This window comes from Pseudomonas sp. GW821-FHT02H06, from assembly GCF_059421525.1.
In genome coordinates this window covers 40,200-61,042 of record NZ_JBWKVD010000021.1, presented here as the reverse complement: position 1 = coordinate 61,042, position 20,843 = coordinate 40,200, and the positions used below count along the sequence as shown (strand labels likewise).

The window sequence follows — 20,843 nt, the reverse complement described above, 5'->3', positions numbered from 1 at the left end:
CGATATGTCGCAGTGCGATCAATTCCGGGATTTTATGTGCAAAAGGAGGGCAAGTAAATTTTCTGCATCAAATTTATTCGCAGGATTAATGAGATAGATCACGGTTTTCATGCTCAGCCCCAGCGGGGACGGGCATCGAAGAGGGTTTGGAGAAATATGTTTCTTACGGCGCGGCGACAGTTCGGCCTGACTTAAATGATAATAAATATCATTTGGCGGCTCTATTTGATGTGTGTCACTGGAACGTGACGAAGTTCCCGTTTAATTAGCCGGGAGAGGACGAAGGTTATTGAGTGTGTGGTTAATTAACTTTTAGGCGCTGATTTGAGTTGTCTATCGTTAATAGTTGACTGGCAACGTAGGTTAAATCCCTCACTGTCATCAGAAAGCCGCCCGTAGGCGGCCTCTGAATTCCTATTGCGTAGTGGCTTAATGGAACTGTTCTTCTTCCGTCGAACCCGTCAGTGCGGTCACTGAAGACTTGCCGCCCTGAATGACCGTGGTCATGTCATCGAAGTAGCCGGTGCCCACTTCCTGCTGGTGCGCCACGAAGGTGTAGCCCTTGGCGGCGTCGGCAAACTCCTGTTCTTGCAGTTTCACGTAGGCGGTCATGTCGTTGCGGGCGTAGTCGTGCGCCAGGTTGAACATGCTGTGCCACATGTTGTGGATGCCTGCCAGCGTGATGAACTGATGCTTGTAGCCCATTGCCGACAGCTCGCGCTGGAATTTGGCGATGGTCGCGTCGTCCAGATTCTTCTTCCAGTTGAAGGAAGGCGAGCAGTTGTAGGACAGCAGCTGATCCGGGTATTCCTTTTTGATCGCTTCGGCGAAGCGACGGGCCTCGTCCAGATCCGGCTTGGCGGTTTCACACCAGATCAGATCGGCATACGGCGCGTACGCCAGGCCGCGGGCAATCGCCTGGTCGAGGCCGGCGCGTACTTTGTAGAAGCCTTCCGGCGTGCGGGTGCCGGTCACGAACGGCTGGTCATACGGGTCGCAGTCCGAGGTCAGCAGGTCTGCGGCGTTGGCATCGGTACGCGCCAGAATTATGGTCGGCACGCCGGCAACGTCAGCCGCCAGGCGGGCAGCCACCAGTTTCTGTACGGCTTCCTGGGTGGGAACCAGCACCTTGCCGCCCATGTGACCGCATTTTTTCACGGACGCCAGTTGGTCTTCGAAGTGCACGCCGGCAGCGCCTGCCTCGATCATGCTCTTCATCAGTTCGTAGGCGTTAAGCACGCCGCCGAAACCGGCTTCGGCGTCGGCCACGATCGGCGCGAAGTAATCGATATAGCCTTCGTCGCCCGGGTTCTTGCCGGCTTTCCATTGGATCTGGTCAGCACGGCGGAACGAGTTATTGATGCGCTTGACCACGGTTGGCACCGAGTCCACCGGGTACAGCGACTGATCGGGGTACATCGATTCGGCGGAGTTGTTGTCCGCCGCGACTTGCCAGCCAGACAGGTAAATCGCCTGGATGCCGGCTTTGACTTGTTGCACGGCCTGACCGCCGGTGAGGGCGCCCATGCAGTTGACGAAATCCTTGTCGGGTCGGAAGGACGGCTTGGCGCCCTGGGTCACCAGGTTCCACAGCTTGTCAGCGCCCAGCTTTGCAAACGTGTGTTCAGGCTGAACCGAGCCACGCAGGCGGACGACGTCAGCAGCGGAGTAGGTGCGGGTTACGCCTTTCCAGCGTGGATTCTCGGCCCAGTCTTTCTCGATGGCTGCAATTTGTTGTTCGCGTGTCAGTGCCATGGGGTAAACCTCGTTGCTTGGTGTTGTGGGTCTTGAGGTGAAGCTCCTTGCTTCGCCGGCGCCGGGTTTCTTCAAGGCGCACTGATGGCTGCTCGCTGAATCGGAAAGCATGGATTCTCAGTCAGATTTTTTCGCCATCAGGATGATGAGGCGATGAAGCTGCCTTTTGGGCGGAAATGACGCTAATCGGCACGAACATGCTGAGTTCGAGCGCGATCAGGAGGCGTTCTGCACGACCTCCGATCAGCGGGAGCGAGGCCATCATGCCTCGCCGATTTTGCCTCGTCAAACACTTTGTAGTGCTTTTTTGAGAGCACTACATTCTTCGTCTAATACGACTTGTCGGTCAGTTTCAGGCGTGTGAGTGCTGAGAAGGGGAAGTCAACGCGGGTACTGGGCGGTCACGGTATGGAGGCAGGATGTAGTGCCGGATTGGGCACTACACAATTGGCGGTATCTAACCGGAATAGCACGGATGGCCACGGTCCATGTGGGAGCGAGCTTGCTCGCGAAAGCCTTGTGTCAGCCACCAGAGAGCCATTGGCTGCACCGGCCTCTTCGTGAGCAAGCTCACTCCCACAATTTTGTGCAGTGGCTAAATCACCCTTGGGCTTAGCATTGCGATAACGAGCGGTTCCCCTCAATCCAGGCTATCGACCTTCACCCGCAGCTGCATGTCATTGCTGCCCTGTGTCGAATAGCGTCGGACGACGCCATGCTCGTCGGCGCGGGACTGATCGCTGGCGCCGGCCAGCGTGATCCACTCACCCAGCCGACCACTGACTTGCGTGTCGGTGCTCTGCACCTTGATGGCGTCGGCCTGTTGCTGGCTCATGCGGTCGTTGTTGGTGCTGATGCTCAGGTGGACGATGTCACCGGTGACCGTCGCGGTGACGTAGAAGCCCTGGGTCACGTTGCGGTATTGCGTGTTGGTCTGCGGGTAGCCATAGCCATCGGACTGCACCGTGGTGATCGGTACGCTCTGGCCCATCTGAATCAGCGCCGGCGTCCCTTCGTTGGCCTGAACCTGTTGCACGCCACCGTCGCGACTGGCGGTGCCGTAATTCTGGATGCGCGTGCGGCCGTCGGCGCTGATGCGTCCGTCCTGGGAGCGCACGGTGCCATTGACCGAGTAACCCTGGTCGCTCTGGACCGTGCTGTCACTGGTGTCGACGCTGATCATAAGTCGCTTGGGCGCGGTATCGAGTTGACCGAGCAGGTCGCGCAGTTCGCTGATCTTGTCCGGTTCGGCGTTGACGATCAGCTTGTTGCCATAGGCATTGACGCTGCCTTCGTTGCCCAGAAACGACTTTACGGTGGGCAGCAGATCGTCGCTGGTGCGGTAATTCAGGGGGATGACTTCAGTGGCGGCCGCAGCCGTGAAGCTGCAAGCCAACAACAGTGAAGCGAGGAGGGTGCGTAATGACATCGATGTGGTCTCCGCGAGGGGCGCGTCTGAACGACGAGTTTGCCAGTTTGTCGGCCCGCGCAGCACCAAGTTGAATCGCAGGCAGCAAAACGCCCCGGTGCTCGCGTTTCAGCATAGACAGCTGAGGCGCGAAAGCCGGGGCGCCGGGTGCAGCAATGGGCAATCAGTGCGAGTCGCGCACCATGTCCACGTGGGGCAGGCCGGCTTCGAGGAACTCGTCGCTGACCACGCTAAAACCGAAGCGCTCGTAGAGTGCCGTGGCATGAACCTGAGCGCTGAGCCGCTGCTGTTTCAGGCCGCGGCGCTCTGCTTCGGCGAGGATCGCGGTGATCAACGCTTCACCCACGTTCAGGCCACGCCAGTCTTTGAGCACGGACAACCGGCCAAACTCACCGTCCGGCAACAGGCGCGCGGTGCCCACGGCGTAATCGCCTTCCAGCGCCAGAAAATGCAGAGCGTCTGCATCTTCCGAGTCCCATTCCAGTTCGGGCGGCACCGACTGCTCGGACACGAATACAGCGTCGCGAATGCGCCGAATGTCGGCGTTGTCTTTCTGCCAGTCGGCTACCCGTACGTGGATCTTATTCATCAGCAAACCCCAGACTTCCTTGTTTGACCAGCTCACAGAGCAGGTTACGTCCATCGTCATCTGCCAGCCATTGGCCCAGATTGTCGATATGCAGCGCATCGGCTGCACAGATCATTTTCAACAGTTCGCGCAGATGGCCCGGCAACAGACGGCTCTGACCGCTGGCGAACAACAGCAGGTCGTCGTCGACTTCCGACCACGCCAGTCGCGCGCTCGGGTTGCGGATCAGCACGGCGCCCTGTTCCAGACTGTCGAGCAGCTCGCTCTCGGCCAGTTCCGGGCCGACCACCAGCTCGGGATAACGCGGCTCGGTCATGAACTGGCCGAACCAGGTCAGCAGCAGGCGCTCGTCACCCATGTGCTCGGCCAGCAAGACCTTCAGGCGATCAAGGGCATCACGCTGAATCTGGTGCGGATCGCTGACCGGTTGCGCGTCGGCATCGGTGTAGCGTTCTTCTTCAGACATGAACTGGCTGAGGAAGTCCGTGAAGTGGGTCAGCACTTCAGCGGCGCTTGGCGCGCGGAAGCCCACCGAATACGTCAGGCACTCATCCACCGCGACGCCGCAGTGGGCCAGACGTGGCGGCAGGTAGAGCATGTCGCCTGGTTCCAGCGTCCACTCGTCGGTACCCTGGAAGTCGGCGAGGATGCGCAGGTCGGCGTGCTCGAGCAGTTTGCTCTCGGCGTCGCACATCTGGCCGATCTGCCAGTGACGCTTGCCGTGGCCCTGCAGCAGGAACACGTCGTAGTTGTCGAAGTGCGGACCGACACTGCCGCCCGGTGCGGCGTAGCTGATCATCACGTCATCGATGCGCCAGCTTGGCAGGAAGCGGAAGTTTTCCAGCAGTTCGCTGACTTCAGGCACGAACTGATCCACGGCCTGGACCAGCAAGGTCCACTCACGCTCCGGCAGTTTGCTGAATTCGTCTTCGGCGAACGGGCCGCGACGCAGCTCCCACGGGCGCTCGCCTTTCTCGATGACCAGGCGCGATTCAACTTCTTCTTCCAGCGCCAGGCCGGCCAGTTCGTCGGCGTCGATCGGGCTCTGGAAATCCGGAATGGCCTGACGGATCAGCAAGGGTTTCTTCTGCCAGTAGTCACGCAGGAACTCGCGCGCTGTGATGCCACCTAGGAGCTGAAGAGGGATGTCAGGATTCATGTGTAACCTATTGAAAAAACGAGTTTTTACGACGGGAATAAAAACGCCCGGCTCAGCCGGGCGTTCAGAGCGTGTGCAGTGCGGTCAGATGCGCTTGGCTTGCGCCACGGCGTTGCCGATGTAGTTCGCCGGCGTGAGCTTTTTCAGCTCTGCCTTGGCTTCGGCAGGCATGTCCAGACCGTCGATGAAGGTCAACAGTGCTTCAGGGCCGATGCCCTTGCCGCGCGTCAATTCCTTGAGCTTCTCGTACGGGTTCTCGATGTCGTAGCGACGCATGACCGTCTGGATCGGCTCGGCCAGGACTTCCCAGCAAGCGTCCAGATCGGCGGCGATCTTCTGCTCGTTGAGCTCCAGCTTGCCGATGCCTTTCAGGCTGGCTTCGTAGGCAATCACGCTGTGAGCGAAGCCCACGCCGAGGTTACGCAGCACAGTGGAGTCCGTCAGGTCACGCTGCCAACGGGAGATTGGCAATTTGCTGGCCAAATGCTGGAACAGCGCGTTGGCGATGCCGAGGTTGCCTTCGGAGTTTTCGAAGTCGATCGGGTTGACCTTGTGCGGCATGGTCGACGAGCCGATTTCGCCGGCGATGGTGCGCTGCTTGAAATAGCCCAGGGAGATGTAGCCCCAGATGTCGCGGTCGAAGTCGATCAGGATCGTGTTGTAACGGGCGATCGCGTCGAACAGCTCGGCGATGTAATCGTGCGGCTCGATCTGCGTGGTGTAGGGGTTGAAGCCCAGACCCAGCTCGTCTTCGATGAAGGCGCGGGCGTTGGCTTCCCAGTCGATGTCCGGGTAGGCCGACAGGTGCGCGTTGTAGTTGCCGACGGCGCCGTTGATCTTGCCCAGCAGCGGCACGGCAGCGACTTGAGCGATCTGGCGTTCCAGGCGGTAAACGACGTTGGCCAGTTCCTTGCCCAGGGTGGTCGGCGAGGCTGGCTGACCGTGGGTGCGCGAGAGCATCGGCACGGCGGCGAAGCGGATCGCCAGCTCGCGGATCGACTCGGCGATTTCCCGCATCAACGGCAGCAGCACGGTGTCGCGGCCTTCGCGCAGCATCAGCGCGTGGGACAGGTTGTTGATGTCTTCGCTGGTGCAGGCGAAATGGATGAACTCGCTGACCTTGGCCAGCTCCGGCAACTTGGCCGCCTGCTCCTTGAGCAGGTACTCGATGGCCTTGACGTCGTGGTTGGTGGTGCGCTCGATCTCTTTGACACGCTCGGCGTGCTCGAGAGCGAAATCGTTGGCCAGGGCATCGAGGATGGCGTTGGCTTCGGCGGAGAATGCCGGCACTTCAGGGATTTGCGGGTGAGCCGCCAGGCGTTGCAGCCAGCGTACTTCCACCAGGGCGCGGAAACGGATCAGGCCGTACTCGCTGAAAATCGGGCGCAGGGCCTGGGTTTTGCCGGCGTAGCGGCCATCTACAGGGGAAACCGCAGTGAGCGAAGAAAGCTGCATGGGGTGTTCTCGGACTGTCAGGCGACGAAAAGGGGCGCGTATCATACATGAAAATTCCGGTCAGCCGAGGCTGGCTGACCGTTATGACATCGCGCGATGTCAGGTTCGGAGCGGGCTGAATGGGGTTGGCCACTCAGCGGTGAAGCAATGGATACAGTTCTTTCAATAACTTGCGGCGGCTGATGACCAGTTGCCAGCGGTGGCCGCCCACTTGTCGCCAAAGTCGCGCGCAACGAATCCCGGCCAGTAACAGCGCGCGGATTTTCGAGGCGTTGTTGGGTTGCTGCAGATTGCGCATGTCGCCGTGGACCTGAATCCGTTGACGCAAGGTGCTCAGGGTGTCCTGATACAGCGCGCCGCTGGCAGCAATGACGTTTTCGTGCGCGATACCGAAATGCTCGACCTGGGATTTGATCTGCGGCAGGCGCTTGCCGATGGTGTCGAGCATGTCCTCACGCTTGGACAGTTGACGTTCCAGGCCCAGCATCGCCAGGGCATAACGCAGGGGTTCCCGTTGCAGCGTGGCCGGATCCCGTTCCAGAGCGCTGGCGAGGGCGCGATAGCCCTCGTGCAGATTCAGGTCGCCGCCACCGAACACGTCCAGCGTGTCTTTCGGGTCCATGACCAGCAGCGTGCCCATCAGGCAGCCAACAGCCGCTTCACCGGCCTGGCCGGTCTTGGCGATGCGATCGACCAGCACAGCGGCCTGAAAGACTCCGGCCAGGGCGACAAGTTGTTCCTGAATCGGGGTCATCAACGTGCATCCCTGGTGTGCCACGGCTCGGCGATTTCGATAACGCCGCCGCCGAGGCAGACCTCGCCGTCGTAAAACACCACGGACTGGCCCGGCGTCACGGCGCGTTGCGGTTCGTCGAAGGTGGCGCGATAGCCGGTCTCGGTACGTTCCAGGGTGCAGGTTTGGTCGCTCTGGCGGTAACGCACTTTGGCGGTCAGCTGGCGCGGGCTGCTGAGGTCGATCGGATTGACCCAGTAGATCTCCGACGCGAGCAGGGCGCGGGAGAACAGCCACGGGTGTTCGTTGCCCTGGCCGACGATCAGCTCGTTGTGCTCCAGGTCCTTGGCCAGCACGTACCACGGCTCATCGCCGGCGTCCTTCAGTCCGCCGATGCCCAGGCCCTGGCGCTGGCCGATGGTGTGGTACATCAGGCCGGCATGCCGACCAATGAGCTCGCCCTCGGTGGTCTTGATTTCGCCGGGCTGCGCAGGCAGGTATTGCTTGAGGAAGTCGGTGAAACGACGCTCGCCGATGAAGCAAATGCCGGTCGAGTCCTTCTTCTTCGCGGTCGCCAGCTGGTATTTCTCGGCGATGGCACGCACCTCGGGCTTCTCCAGTTCACCGACCGGGAACAGGGTCTTGGCGATCTGCTCACCGCCAACGGCATGCAGGAAGTAGCTCTGGTCCTTGTTCGGGTCCAGGCCCTTGAGCAGTTCGGTGCGGCCGTCGATGTCGCGGCGGCGCACGTAGTGCCCGGTGGCAATCAGATCGGCGCCGAGCATGAAGGCGTAGTCGAGAAAGGCTTTGAACTTGATCTCGCGGTTGCACAGGATGTCCGGGTTCGGCGTGCGCCCGGCTTTGTATTCTTCGAGGAAATGCTCGAAGACGTGATCCCAGTACTCGGCCGCGAAATTCACGGTGTGCAGTTTGATACCGATCTTGTCGCACACGGCCTGGGCGTCCGCGAGGTCGTCCATGGCGGTGCAGTATTCCGTTCCGTCGTCTTCTTCCCAGTTCTTCATGAACAGGCCTTCCACCTGGTACCCCTGCTCCATGAGCAGAAGGGCGGAGACCGAAGAATCCACGCCGCCGGACATGCCGACAATGACGCGCTTCTTTTCTGTATCGGAAAAGGCTGAATCAGACATAGGAATTCGATTGGGTAGCAGCAGGAAAGGGCGCGATTCTAGCAGGGAGTCGGCGCCAAGGCTAAAAGCTATTCAGTTGCACAGACGCATGGGATGAGTAGGACCGGCTTCAGCCGGGAAAGGGCCAGTCAGTCGCGTACAACGTCCAGAATGTGAATCGGGCCTGCCAGGTAGTCGTCGATGCAGCGCAATACCAGCTTGCTGCGCCAGCGCTCCGGTTGACGGGCGAGTTCGTCGCGGCTGAACCAGGGCGCGCCGACGATGCCGGTGTCCAGCGCACGTTCGGGGTGGTGCCGCGTTGCTTTGGCCGAAAAGCACACGCGCTGGTAGGTCACGCCATTCGATGGCGCTGTGTACAGGTAAATGCCGACGACGCCCGTCAGTTCGACGTCCCAGCCGGTTTCTTCCAGCGTTTCGCGGATGGCCGCTTCGCGCAACGTTTCATCAGGCTCCAAGTGACCGGCAGGCTGATTGAGTACGAGCTTGCCGTTTTTCAACTCTTCGACGAACAGGAAACGGCCATCGTCTTCGATGACGGTTGCGACGGTGATGTGGGGGTGCCAGGTCATGGATAGCTCGGAGAATACAAATAAGGTTCGGAGCATAGCCGCTACAGTGACCTGCCTCAAACCCGTCCTCTTGGCTACCGTTGGTCTTATCCAGCATTTGCTTTTCTTGCCAGGGAAAAATAGTGCTTAACTGAAAGATAAGGTTGTTGTATCAGTGCGCAAGTCCGCATTCATTGAGTGCCGGATATCGTCGCCCGTTATAAATGGAGAAGTACATGAACACTATGGATGGTGATAAAGGCCGGTCGTGCGCTTGCCGGTATGTAGACGTTATTGAATGGCGACCTATCGTTTTTGGGGTAATACTCCTAATTGGATTAATGCAAAGAGGGTGGGCGGGGCCGCTTGAAGTGGGAGGCGAGCAGCGGGGCGGTGCAGCAGTGTCGCCGGAGGTAATATTACAAGCCAAAGACCGCAGTCTTCAGAAACCTGAACCCGACCACGCCGGAGTGGGCAACAGCGCGCCATACATTCGGGATTTTTCCAAGCCCTATAATGAATATGTCTGGGTAACGGCTCATAACGGTTATCTGAATGACCTGGACGAACAGTTGGAGCGAGGTGTTCGCGGATTGATGTGGGACGTTCACCCCTTCAGGCTGGGGGCCTATCCCGACTACTGGACCGAGGCCTATTTGTGTCATGAAACCTTGGGCGGTTATGAGGAGAGTCCGTGCGCTCCTGCATCCAAAACAAGAAAACCATTCAAGGACGAACTGCAAAAAGTCATGCGGTTTCTTGATAAGGAAGAGAATAAATCCGCTGTCGTTACTATATTGCTGCAAGATCGAGTCGAACGCCGATTTATCGAAGAGGCCTTTGCCAGCGTGCCTGGTTTGTCGGACTACGTATTTGATGTTAGAGACTACATTCGCGATGATCATTGGCCAACGTTGCAGCAAATAATCGACAGTCACAAAAGGATCATCTTTTTCGTTGAGAACCTCAATGGTGAGTATTCAACGCCGGCCAAGCCTATCTACCTGGCGAAGGGTTCAAATTTCAAGGTGGAGAATACCTATGATCTGGGGTCTCCAACCGCTGATTACTGGGAGTGCGTTACGCGCTGGTCAGACATTCCCCTGACAACTCCATACGTCTCCGAAGTCGGATTTACATCGTGGCCCAGGCTTTTTACCCTGAATCAGTTCCACACGTTGTTTTCCTCCCCCGCCCATGCTGGCCAGATCGACAATAATCTAACGTGGCTGGAAAACCGGATTGACCGTGTCTGCGCGGTCGCAAATGGCAAGCGGCTGATACCTAACTTCATCGCACTGGATTACTCTCAAGTGGGTGATGCGGTCGCCTATGCCGGTGCATTGACCGAGGGCGGCGTCTACTTCTATGAGAACAACAACGGTGTTTCCGAGGCCTATCCAGATTCAAAGCGTCAGGTGGGTCCCGCCAGCGCTGATGATTCAGATGTCGTCTGCGTCTTGCCCACCAGTGTCGAGTGGGATATTCGCTTAAAAGCTGCAGGGTGCGAGAACGACGAAACTCGATCCCTTGCACTTAGAGGTGTCAAGGAAGGCACCAGTATAAAAGTTTTCGATCAACCTAATGCGAGCAAGTCGGACGACTACACCGTCATCAACGTGTTGCGTGACATCGGGCTCAGCGAGCGAGTCGTGGTGGGCAGTTATGAGCGCTCTTACACAAACGCAGATGTAGAGGTGATCTATCACCCTCAGAACGGACTTGATGGCAAGGTCTCACACATCATTATCGAGCCCGAGACAGGCAGCATCATGCCTAAAATAAAATTGGCTGACGACAGCGACAATGACGTTTGCTCTGTTCCGGTGGATGCGGCCATTTCATTTGAGTTGGGCGGAAATGGTGATGCTTATGGATGTTCAAACGATGATGCCCAGTCCTTTGTGCTGACGGGGGCTTTAGCTGGCAGCACTATCACGCTCTTTGGTACTAAAGATGCGTCCGAAACCTGTTCGCAGGGTTGCGTCAGATTATTTGTACGCAAAGACATGACCGCTCCCTTCAGCATTGCCAATCTGGACAGATTCGGTGCGAGCACGGAAAGTGCTGACGGATCGGTATTGGCTGTTCGATATGGGGGCGATCAGCAACTGGCGGGCAAGGTCTCTTATATGAAGGTGTCACTGGACAGCTTTACGGGCCAGGACGTCGTGCCAACAAGTGCGGAGGCCGATGGCTCTTTTGGTAGTTGGGGGACTAAAGCTCAGTGCCCGGTCGGCCGGTTTGCCTGGGGGTTCAGTTTGAAAATCGAAAAGAACCAGGGTAGCGGAGATAACACCGGGCTCAACTCAGTCAGAATGTTTTGTTCAGAAGACGCTCAGTCAAACCCGATCGAGAGTGCGGGAGGAAGCTGGGGGGACTGGAGCGCGACGTATAAGTGCACCCCTTCGAACGGGCCGCTCAAGGGTTTTGCCATGAGGACGCTATGGCCCAGAGATCACAGCGACGAGGTGGTCGCAACCGACCTCATCGGTATTTGCCAGGACGCTACTCGGATCGGCGGAGCAATGCCTGAAGACTGGGGAGTCTGGAGCAGCGATTTTATCTGTCCTGCGGATCTGTACGCCGCGGGATTTATAACGCGGCTCGAGGGTTATCAGGGGGAGGGTGACGACACTGCCCTGAACGGCATGAGAATGTATTGTGCCCGCAGCTTTGACGAGGTGTTGCCCACAAAGCCGGTTATACAGCAAGTGACCCCTGGAACGTCTGTAATCTACTGGGACGATTCCGTAAACCAGGATGGCATCGCCGAGTTCGAGATATCGGGTGATGGCCGAGTGTTGGGGAGTACCCACACCAACTTCTATGAATTCAATACGCAAGGCATCAGTGAGGTGTCCGTCGTAGCGGTCGATTTCGATGGCAATCGTTCTGCGCCCTCATCCGTGGCGGTTCCGGCGTTCGATGCCACACCGCCCGCCACGCCGACAGGGCTGAAGGTCGTCAACCACCAGGACGGGCTGTTTGAAATAAGCTGGGATGAGATCGCGGGCTCCGCAAGCAGCCTGGCATATGAGATTTCCTACGATGGGCAGGTGCAAGGGGTAACGCCCGAAACGTCGATAGCGATCGACCAAGCTGTCACACCGCTCAACTTCATGCTGTCCCTTCGTGCTCACAAGTTTAATGACACTTATTCGGCGCCCGTATCCCTGTTTATCGACAGGACCCCACCTCAGTCACCTTCAGGCTTGAGTTTCAGTGACCTGCAAAGCCACTCGTTGAAATTGAGCTGGGCCGCGTCGTCTGACGAGACGAAAATGAAGGGGTACGCGGTTTACAGGGATGGCAGTCTGTTGGCCGAGACGGCGGGCACGACATTCACTGTCGAGGGGTTGGAGACCGGTGTGAACTACACCTTCGCTGTCCAGGCAAGGGACGCCGCTGATAACCAGTCAGCTGTTACTTCTGTATTCGTTGATCGTGAAGCGCCGTCTACGCCCCGTGACATTGAATACAGCGATGTGACACCGACGTCGCTGAAACTTTCATGGCTTCCCTCACACGACAATGTGGGTGTGGTCGGGTATCGCATTGTGCGGGACGATGGCGCGACCTTCGATACCGAAACCCCCGACTACCACGACACCACGCTTAAACCCCTGACGACTTATCGTTACAGTGTGAGCGCCTACGACGCCAACCTTAATCAATCGCAGCCCACGATGCTTTTGGTGGATCGCGAACCACCGTCAGCGCCGTCCGGGGCCCGATACAGCGAGGACACAGGCACCACGTTGCTTATCCAGTGGACCGCCTCCACCGATGATGTCGGCGTAACGGGCTACCACATTTACCGAGATGATCTGCCTGAGGCGATCGGTGAAACTGATCTGACGACGTTCACTGCATCGGGCCTGACCCCCGCAACGACCTACACCTTTCATCTCGAAGCATTCGATGCCGCCGGCAATCAATCTGCCCGCGCCCTGCTGCTTGTTGATCGGGTTGCGCCAGTGCTTGCGCCGTTCTTCTATGCCTACGGCGCGAATGGTGCTGAAACAGACACGCCACTGTTGAAGTGGGAGGACGCAACCGACGACACCGACGTGGCCGGCTACGAACTATCGGTGGATGGAAGCGTAGTACAAACCGCCAGCGAAAGACCCGTCAAGACCGCCGATCTGGGCCTCAGCACTGGCGAAAACCATACCTTTGGTCTTAGGGCCTATGATGCGGCGGGTAACTATTCAGCCCCTAAGGAGCTCGTGATGTATCACGGCCGCCCCTCGATGCCGATAGACTTAAAAGGCACGTTAATGCCAGGTGGTGGGGTCATCTTCGATTGGGACAGGGGTGATCCGTCAACCACCCTGTATTCAATCCAGACAGACGCAGGGGTTGAGACCGAGCAACCTGACGTTCGATTCCCCACATTGGTCAATGAGGCGCTTGACCCCCCTTCGGTCGCCGTGAAGCTAGAGGCCATCAACAGCGAAGGCGCCAAATCGTTAAGTATTTTCTGCAAGAAAACGGATCCAGCCACGCCCACCTTTGACCGCTGTGAGCCCAGCGATTACACGAACACCAGGCATACGGTCAACGAGAAACCTTCCCGGCCATAGCAATGCCAGGCCGTTTTGCCGGCCTCAGTGACCTGCAAAAAAAAACCCGGCACGAGGCCGGGTTTCGTTTTGCATCCTTGCAGTACTGCGTAGCGCTTACCGTCTTACTTCAACGCATTGATCGCGTCATTCAGGGTCTTGCTTGGGCGCATGGCGTTGCTGGCCAGTTCCGGGGTAGGGAAGTAGTAGCCGCCGATGTCCAGTGGCTTGCCCTGCACGCTGTTCAGCTCGGCGACGATGGTCGCTTCGTTGTCAGCCAGGGTTTTTGCCAGCTCCGTGAACTTGGCTTGCAGCGCCGTATCGTCGGTCTGTGCCGCCAGAGCCTGAGCCCAGTAGGTGGCCAGGTAGAAGTGGCTGCCACGGTTGTCGATACCGCCGACCTTGCGCGATGGCGACTTGTTGTTGTCCAGGAATTGACCGGTGGCCTTGTCCAGAGCAGTAGCAAGTACCAGCGCTTTCGGGTTGTCGTAGACGTTGCCCAAGTGCTCGAGGGAAGCAGCCAGTGCCAGGAATTCGCCCAGGGAATCCCAACGCAGGAAGTTCTCTTCGTTCAGCTGTTGAACGTGCTTCGGCGCCGAACCACCTGCGCCGGTTTCGAACAGACCACCGCCACTCATCAGCGGCACGATGGACAGCATCTTGGCGCTGGTGCCCAGCTCCATGATCGGGAACAGGTCGGTCAGGTAGTCGCGCAGCACGTTGCCGGTCACCGAAATGGTGTCCTTGCCCGCGCGAATACGCTCCAGGGAAACCTTCATCGCGTCGACCGGCGACTGGATGCTGATGTCCAGGCCTGCCGTGTCGTGATCCTTCAGGTAGTGCTCGACCTTCTTGATCATCGCCGCATCGTGGGCGCGCTCAGGGTCCAGCCAGAAAATCGCCGGGGTGTTGCTCAGGCGCGAACGGTTGACGGCCAGTTTGACCCAGTCCTGAATCGGCGCGTCCTTGGTCTGGCACATGCGCCAGATGTCGCCGGCTTCAACGTTCTGCTCCATCAGGACCTGACCTTTGTCGTCGGTCACGCGGACCACGCCATCGGTTTCGATCTGGAAGGTTTTGTTGTGAGAGCCGTACTCTTCGGCTTTCTGCGCCATCAGGCCAACGTTTGGCACGCTGCCCATGGTGGTCGGGTCGAAGGCGCCGTGTTGCTTGCAGTCTTCGATCACGGCTTGATAGATGGTTGCGTAGCAACGGTCCGGGATCACGGCCTTGGTGTCCTGCAGCACGCCGTCGTTGTTCCACATCTTGCCGGAATCACGAATCATCGCCGGCATCGAGGCGTCGACGATGACGTCGCTCGGCACGTGCAGGTTGGTGATGCCTTTGTCGGAATTGACCATCGCCAGGGCAGGGCGGGTCGCATAGACGGCTTTGACGTCCGCTTCGATCTGCGCTTGCTGGTCAGCGGGCAGGTCCTTGATGCGGGCGTACAGGTCGCCGATGCCGTTGTGCAGGTTGAAGCCGATTTCTTTCAGGACCTCAGCGTGCTTGCTCAGCGCTTCCTGATAGTACTCGGCGACGAACTCGCCAAACATGATCGGGTCCGAGACCTTCATCATGGTGGCTTTCAAATGCACGGAGAACAGCACGCCGAGCTTCTTGGCGTCTTCGATTTCACGGGCCACGAAAGCGCGCAGGGCTTTCTTGCTCATGACCGCGCAGTCGATGATCTCGCCCGCAAGTACCGACGTCTTGTCCTTCAGCACGGTGGTGCTGCCATCTTTGCCGATCAGCTCGATCTTCACGGCGCCAGCGGCTTCGATCAGCGAGGATTTTTCGCTGCCGTAGAAGTCGCCGTTGTCCATGTGCGCCACGTGGGACTTGGAGTCCGCAGACCAGGCGCCCATTTTGTGCGGGTGCTTGCGCGCGTAGTTCTTGACGGAGAGCGGCGCCCGGCGATCAGAGTTACCTTCACGCAGCACCGGGTTCACGGCACTGCCTTTCACTTTGTCGTAGCCAGCCTGGGCAACCTTGTCGGCTTCGGTGACGACTTCATCCGGGTAGTTCGGGATGTCGTAGCCCTTGGCTTGCAGTTCCTTGATCGCGGCCTTCAGTTGTGGAACCGAAGCGCTGATGTTCGGCAGCTTGATGATGTTGGCTTCCGGCGTGGTCGCCAGTTGGCCCAGCTCTGCCAGATCGTCGGACACCTTCTTGTCACCCAGGCGCTCGGGAAAGCTGGCGAGGATGCGGGCTGCAAGCGAGATGTCGCGGGTTTCAACGGCGATGTCAGCGGAGGCGGTGAACGCTTCGATGATAGGCAGCAGTGAGTAGGTGGCGAGGGCTGGCGCTTCGTCAGTGAAGGTGTAGATGATCTTCGAGCGGTTGGACATATTCGGGATAACTCTCTTCTTTGCTGAGCGTACACAAAATTTCGAGATGCGCAGGGTAGGCACTTTCGCCCAAAGTATCGATGAGCCGAAAGTCGAGAATTTCGTCGCGTGATAGGGGGTGCATCAGTCGAGCGTCAAACGGTCGGACCCGGGTAGCGGTCCGGCCTGTCGAGGGCTGAAAGCCTGGGTTCAGGTGGTTCGGCCCCCAATGACCCAACGGTCACCGGCGCTGAGTATATCACTGCACCCGGCCATTACTACGGTACTCGTGTGACGGCTTTGCGGTGGCCGGGACGATTGCGCAGGTCTCGGGATGCGTGAGGATTCCCCGGGAAAACCGTGCAGCCCTTGCGCCACGGGGCTTGCGGCAACCTGTCGCAGTTAGCGGGTGTGAATCCGTCCCGACGCGTAACGAGGCGGATTTCGACTAAAGGAGCACCTGGGCCACAGTTGCGTTGGCTCGCTTCCCTATATAGATGCACGATAGATGCACGCAACGGGGCAGCTAAGGCACAAAAAAAGCCGGCCAACCCTGATGGATTGACCGGCTTATCGAATCTCGCGCTTGAACGGTCCGGCTCAGGCGTGATTGTTGCGCTATGCCCGCTGTTCCTCGGGTTGCCTCTCGTGATGAGAGACGGCCTGATGGTTATCAGCGGAGATCTTAGCGCTGATTTTAATGGCGTGAAGACCTTTCGGTCCCTGGATGATTTCGAAATTTACCGGCTGTCCGGCCTTCAGGGTTTTATAGCCATCCATACTGATCGCCGAGTAGTGTGCAAACAGGTCCTCGGACTTGCCATCTTCGACGATGAAGCCATACCCCTTGGCGTTGTTAAACCACTTGACCTTACCGCTTAGCATAGTCACATCCCTCTGCAAAGGACTCCGATGGGAGTATCATCACCTCTCATCCGCCGGACCTAAAAAATTTTGGTTGACTGCGCGGACCCTTTTTACCCAATGTGGGTTCTATTGTTTGTAACACCGATTGGCCGATAGTCAAGGTCAAGCGGCGGTCCAGTTGAAAACCGGTATCACCGCCACCACTTATTTCAATCACGTCCTCTGTGAACCTTCTTTACCATGCATGCAATCAGCAAGATTCGACTAACATTCAATCAGGATGACCCGCATCCCCATGAGGACGATGCGTCGGGCACCGCTGTACAGGAAGCCAAGCCGATATTGCAGGTGCCGCCTATGTACAAGGTGGTTTTGTTCAACGATGACTACACCCCGATGGATTTCGTTGTCGAAGTGCTCGAGGTGTTTTTCAACCTGAATCGTGAGCTGGCGACCAAGGTCATGCTGGCCGTCCATACAGAGGGACGGGCCGTTTGCGGATTGTTTACCCGCGACATCGCCGAGACCAAGGCTATGCAGGTCAACCAGTACGCCAGGGAAAGCCAGCATCCGCTACTCTGTGAAATCGAGAAGGACGGTTAACGCCGGACACTTGGGTATGAGGTGAAGCTATGTTAAACCGTGAGCTCGAAGTCACCCTCAATCTGGCTTTCAAGGAGGCCCGCTCTAAACGTCATGAGTTCATGACCGTCGAGCACCTCCTGCTGGCCCTATTGGACAATGAGGCTGCCGCCACCGTACTGCGTGCCTGCGGCGCAAACCTCGACAAACTCAAACACGACCTCCAGGAGTTCATCGACTCCACCACGCCGCTGATCCCCGTGCATGACGAGGATCGCGAGACCCAACCTACACTCGGCTTCCAACGCGTTCTTCAGCGTGCGGTTTTCCATGTGCAGAGCTCCGGCAAGCGAGAAGTCACTGGCGCAAACGTGCTGGTGGCGATCTTCAGCGAGCAGGAAAGCCAGGCAGTGTTCCTGCTCAAGCAGCAGAGCGTTGCCCGTATCGATGTCGTCAACTATATCGCCCACGGTATTTCCAAAGTGCCGGGGCATGGCGATCAATCTGAAGGTGAGCAAGATATGCAGGATGACGAGGGCGGTGAGTCTTCTTCCTCAGGCAATCCTCTGGATGCCTATGCGAGCAACCTGAATGAGCTGGCCCGTCAAGGCCGCATCGATCCGCTGGTAGGGCGCGAGATGGAAGTCGAGCGCGTCGCTCAGATTCTCGCGCGGCGCCGCAAGAACAACCCGCTGCTGGTGGGCGAGGCCGGGGTGGGTAAAACCGCCATTGCCGAAGGCCTGGCCAAACGCATCGTCGACAATCAGGTGCCGGACCTGCTGGCCAACAGCGTCGTGTACTCCCTCGACCTGGGCGCACTGCTGGCCGGTACCAAATACCGTGGCGATTTCGAGAAGCGCTTCAAGGCGCTGCTCGGCGAGTTGAAGAAGCGCCCGCACGCGATCCTGTTCATCGACGAAATCCACACCATCATCGGTGCCGGCGCTGCATCCGGTGGCGTGATGGATGCGTCCAATCTGCTCAAGCCGTTGCTGTCGTCGGGTGATATCCGTTGCATCGGTTCGACCACGTTCCAGGAATTCCGCGGCATCTTCGAAAAAGACCGTGCGCTGGCCCGTCGTTTCCAGAAGGTCGACGTCTCGGAGCCGTCTGTCGAAGACACCATCGGCATTCTGCGCGGCCTGAAGGGCCGTTTCGAACAGCATCACAATATCGAATACAGCGACGAAGCCCTGCGTGCCGCTGCCGAACTGGCATCGCGCTACATCAATGACCGTCACATGCCCGACAAGGCCATTGACGTGATTGACGAGGCGGGCGCCTATCAGCGGCTGCAACCGGTGGAAATGCGCGTCAAGCGCATTGAAGTGCCGCAGGTTGAAGACATCGTGGCGAAGATCGCGCGGATTCCGCCGAAGCACGTCAACAGCTCCGACAAGGAGTTGCTGCGTAACCTGGAGCGCGACCTGAAGCTGACCGTGTTTGGTCAAGACGCAGCCATCGACTCGCTGTCCACCGCGATCAAGTTGTCCCGTGCAGGCCTCAAGTCCCCGGACAAGCCTGTCGGTTCGTTCCTGTTCGCAGGTCCGACCGGTGTCGGCAAGACCGAGGCAGCGCGTCAGCTGGCCAAGGCGCTGGGTATCGAGCTGGTGCGGTTCGACATGTCTGAATACATGGAGCGTCACACCGTATCGCGTCTGATCGGTGCGCCGCCGGGCTATGTCGGTTTTGATCAGGGCGGTTTGTTGACCGAAGCCGTCACCAAACAGCCGCATTGCGTGCTGCTGCTCGATGAAATCGAGAAGGCGCACCCTGAAGTCTTCAATCTGCTGCTGCAGGTGATGGACCACGGGACGCTCACCGACAACAACGGGCGCAAGGCGGACTTCCGCAATGTGATCGTGATCATGACCACCAACGCCGGTGCTGAAACCGCCGCGCGCGCTTCGATCGGTTTCACCCATCAGGATCACTCTTCTGATGCGATGGAAGTGATCAAGAAGAGCTTTACGCCGGAATTCCGCAACCGTCTGGATACCATCATTCAATTCGGTCGCCTCAGCCATGAGGTTATCAAGAACGTGGTGGACAAGTTCCTCACCGAGCTTCAGGCGCAGCTGGAAGACAAGCGCGTATTGCTGGAAGTGACCGACGCGGTGAGGGGGTATCTGGCCGAGGAGGGTTACGACGCAGCGATGGGTGCACGCCCGATGGCACGTCTGATCCAGGACAAGATCAAGCGTCCGCTGGCCGAGGAGATTCTGTTCGGCGAGTTGTCCGAGCATGGCGGTGTGGTACACATCGACATCAAGGACGGCGAGATCTCGTTCGATTACGAAACCACGGCTGAACTGGCCTGACGCTTCGGTTGATGCAACAAACCTGAAAGGCGCCGATTGGCGCCTTTTTTGTTGGCTGCGAATCTGCCGAATCCTGTAGGAGTGAGCTTGCTCGCGATTGCTTAGTGTCAGTCACCTAATGTGTCTCAGACAAATCGCAATCGCGAGCAAGCTCACTCCTACATCTGTTGAAACGCGCCCGGTCTGATGGACCGAGTGAGCCGCTTTTTGCGGCTTGCCGTGAGCGGGTAGGGTGAATCTCACGCACACAAAAACGCCCGGCATGAGCCGGGCGTTTTTGTTAAGACCTGTTAGCGGGCGCGGTAAGTGATGCGCCCTTTGCTCAAGTCGTAGGGCGTCAGCTCAACGCGGACCTTGTCGCCGGTAAGAATGCGGATGTAGTTCTTGCGCATCTTGCCGGAGATGTGCGCGGTTACGACGTGCCCATTTTCCAACTCCACACGGAACATGGTGTTGGGCAGGGTGTCGACGACAGTGCCTTCCATTTCGAAGCTGTCTTCTTTCGACATGCAGTAAAGCCCTCGGTATCCAATGAATGGCCCGGTGCAAACGGCAGCCAGGCAAAAGCGGGCTGCATTGTGCCCGAAAATTGAGGTTTAAGCCAAGGGCTTCAGTAAAGAGTGACCCATCTTTGGTTGGTGAGCAGCTCGATGGGGCGATATTGGGTCTTGTAATTCATCTTTTTGCAGTTCTTTATCCAGTAGCCGAGGTACACGGCATGCAATTGCATGCGTGCGGCTTCGGCGATCTGCCAGAGAATCGCGTAACGCCCCAGGCTGCGGCGCTCTTCGGCGGGTTCGTAGAACGTGTAAACGGCCGAAAGCCCGTTGGGCAGCAGGTCAGTGACGGCCACGGCGAGTAGCCGGCCTTCCAGGCGAAATTCGTAAAACCGCGAGAACGGCAGGTCCCGTACCAGGAACGTGGAAAACTGGTCGCGACTTGGTGGGAACATATCGCCGTCCGCATGGCGCTGCTCGATGTAGCGCTGATACAGATCGAAGTACTCCTCACTGAAATGCGGCTTGGTGCTCGTCACTTCGAGGTCGGCGTTCCTTCTGAAAATACGTTTCTGCTGACGATCAGGCACGAACAGCCCGACCGGAATGCGCGCGGGCACGCAGGCGCTGCAGTTCTGGCAGTGCGGACGGTACAAATGATCGCCACTGCGGCGAAACCCCATGTCCGAGAGATCGGCATAGACCTGGACGTCCATCGGCTGGCTGGGGTCGAGGAACAGCGTGGTGGCTTGTTCCTCGGGCAGGTAGCTACAGGAGTGGGGTTGAGTGGCATAGAACTTCAGCCGCGCCAGCTCGGTCATGATCAACCCTCGAGAAAAACCTTGAGTTAAGAGTGTAT

Annotated in this window: 15 protein-coding genes; 3 read left to right on the top strand and 12 right to left on the bottom strand. The window is 58.2% G+C overall.

All coding sequences use genetic code 11. The features are described from left to right. Positions 1 to 429: 429 nt before the first annotated feature. The 8 genes from aceA to AC07VF_RS24240 all read right to left on the bottom strand — a co-directional run bounded on the left by aceA (position 430) and on the right by AC07VF_RS24240 (position 8,840). Positions 430 to 1,755: an isocitrate lyase gene (gene aceA, locus AC07VF_RS24275; protein ID WP_122625266.1), complete on the bottom strand. Its 1,326-nt coding sequence runs from the start codon at positions 1,753 to 1,755 to the stop codon at positions 430 to 432. A 640-nt stretch (positions 1,756 to 2,395) separates the two neighbouring features. Continuing rightward, the gene (locus AC07VF_RS24270) at positions 2,396 to 3,184 is read right to left on the bottom strand and encodes a secretin N-terminal domain-containing protein (RefSeq protein WP_346631387.1); all 789 of its coding nucleotides are present in this window, start codon (positions 3,182 to 3,184) and stop codon (positions 2,396 to 2,398) included. 163 nt (positions 3,185 to 3,347) lie between these two features. Continuing rightward, entirely contained in the window at positions 3,348 to 3,773 is a 426-nt protein-coding gene (locus tag AC07VF_RS24265; RefSeq protein WP_282370064.1) for a GNAT family N-acetyltransferase, read from the bottom strand. Continuing rightward, on the bottom strand, positions 3,766 to 4,932 hold the full coding sequence (locus AC07VF_RS24260) for a ribosomal protein uL16 3-hydroxylase (protein WP_495009820.1): 1,167 nt from the start codon (positions 4,930 to 4,932) through the stop codon (positions 3,766 to 3,768). The genes AC07VF_RS24265 and AC07VF_RS24260 overlap by 8 nt, the downstream gene beginning before the upstream one ends. An 84-nt stretch (positions 4,933 to 5,016) precedes the next feature. After that, the gene (gene purB, locus AC07VF_RS24255; RefSeq protein WP_369307330.1) at positions 5,017 to 6,387 is read right to left on the bottom strand and encodes an adenylosuccinate lyase; all 1,371 of its coding nucleotides are present in this window, start codon (positions 6,385 to 6,387) and stop codon (positions 5,017 to 5,019) included. 133 nt (positions 6,388 to 6,520) lie between these two features. Beyond that, a complete protein-coding gene (hflD, locus tag AC07VF_RS24250; protein ID WP_495009819.1) occupies positions 6,521 to 7,141 on the bottom strand; it encodes a high frequency lysogenization protein HflD in 621 nt (206 codons plus the stop codon). After that, entirely contained in the window at positions 7,141 to 8,271 is a 1,131-nt protein-coding gene (gene mnmA, locus AC07VF_RS24245; protein WP_495009818.1) for a tRNA 2-thiouridine(34) synthase MnmA, read from the bottom strand. Before mnmA ends, hflD begins: the two co-directional genes overlap by 1 nt. Positions 8,272 to 8,399: 128 nt before the next feature. Next, positions 8,400 to 8,840: an NUDIX hydrolase gene (locus AC07VF_RS24240; RefSeq protein WP_192174838.1), complete on the bottom strand. Its 441-nt coding sequence runs from the start codon at positions 8,838 to 8,840 to the stop codon at positions 8,400 to 8,402. A 215-nt stretch (positions 8,841 to 9,055) separates the two neighbouring features. Between AC07VF_RS24240 and AC07VF_RS24235 the strand changes: the two genes are divergently transcribed. Then, complete coding sequence (locus AC07VF_RS24235) at positions 9,056 to 13,408, top strand: fibronectin type III domain-containing protein (protein WP_495009817.1); 4,353 nt, start codon at positions 9,056 to 9,058, stop codon at positions 13,406 to 13,408. A 104-nt stretch (positions 13,409 to 13,512) separates the two neighbouring features. On the opposite strand, the gene AC07VF_RS24230 is transcribed toward AC07VF_RS24235, so the two are convergent. Together AC07VF_RS24230 and cspD are read right to left on the bottom strand one after the other, a co-directional pair. After that, positions 13,513 to 15,738 (bottom strand): NADP-dependent isocitrate dehydrogenase, encoded by a 2,226-nt coding sequence (locus tag AC07VF_RS24230; protein WP_192174836.1) that lies wholly within the window; start codon positions 15,736 to 15,738, stop codon positions 13,513 to 13,515. Positions 15,739 to 16,335: 597 nt separating this feature from the next. Beyond that, entirely contained in the window at positions 16,336 to 16,602 is a 267-nt protein-coding gene (cspD, locus tag AC07VF_RS24225; protein ID WP_495009816.1) for a cold shock domain-containing protein CspD, read from the bottom strand. Between the two features lie 222 nt (positions 16,603 to 16,824). On the opposite strand from cspD, the gene clpS reads away from it, so the two are divergent. Both clpS and clpA read left to right on the top strand, forming a co-directional pair. Further along, positions 16,825 to 17,187: an ATP-dependent Clp protease adapter ClpS gene (clpS, locus tag AC07VF_RS24220; RefSeq protein ID WP_122536342.1), complete on the top strand. Its 363-nt coding sequence runs from the start codon at positions 16,825 to 16,827 to the stop codon at positions 17,185 to 17,187. A 29-nt stretch (positions 17,188 to 17,216) separates the two neighbouring features. Continuing rightward, complete coding sequence (gene clpA / locus AC07VF_RS24215) at positions 17,217 to 19,487, top strand: ATP-dependent Clp protease ATP-binding subunit ClpA (protein WP_346631382.1); 2,271 nt, start codon at positions 17,217 to 17,219, stop codon at positions 19,485 to 19,487. 290 nt (positions 19,488 to 19,777) lie between these two features. Here clpA and infA read toward each other — a convergent pair whose 3' ends face one another. After that, the gene (gene infA, locus AC07VF_RS24210) at positions 19,778 to 19,996 is read right to left on the bottom strand and encodes a translation initiation factor IF-1 (protein WP_002553999.1); all 219 of its coding nucleotides are present in this window, start codon (positions 19,994 to 19,996) and stop codon (positions 19,778 to 19,780) included. A 101-nt stretch (positions 19,997 to 20,097) separates the two neighbouring features. Further along, positions 20,098 to 20,805: an arginyltransferase gene (locus AC07VF_RS24205; RefSeq protein ID WP_192174833.1), complete on the bottom strand. Its 708-nt coding sequence runs from the start codon at positions 20,803 to 20,805 to the stop codon at positions 20,098 to 20,100. Between the last annotated feature and the right edge of the window lie 38 nt (positions 20,806 to 20,843).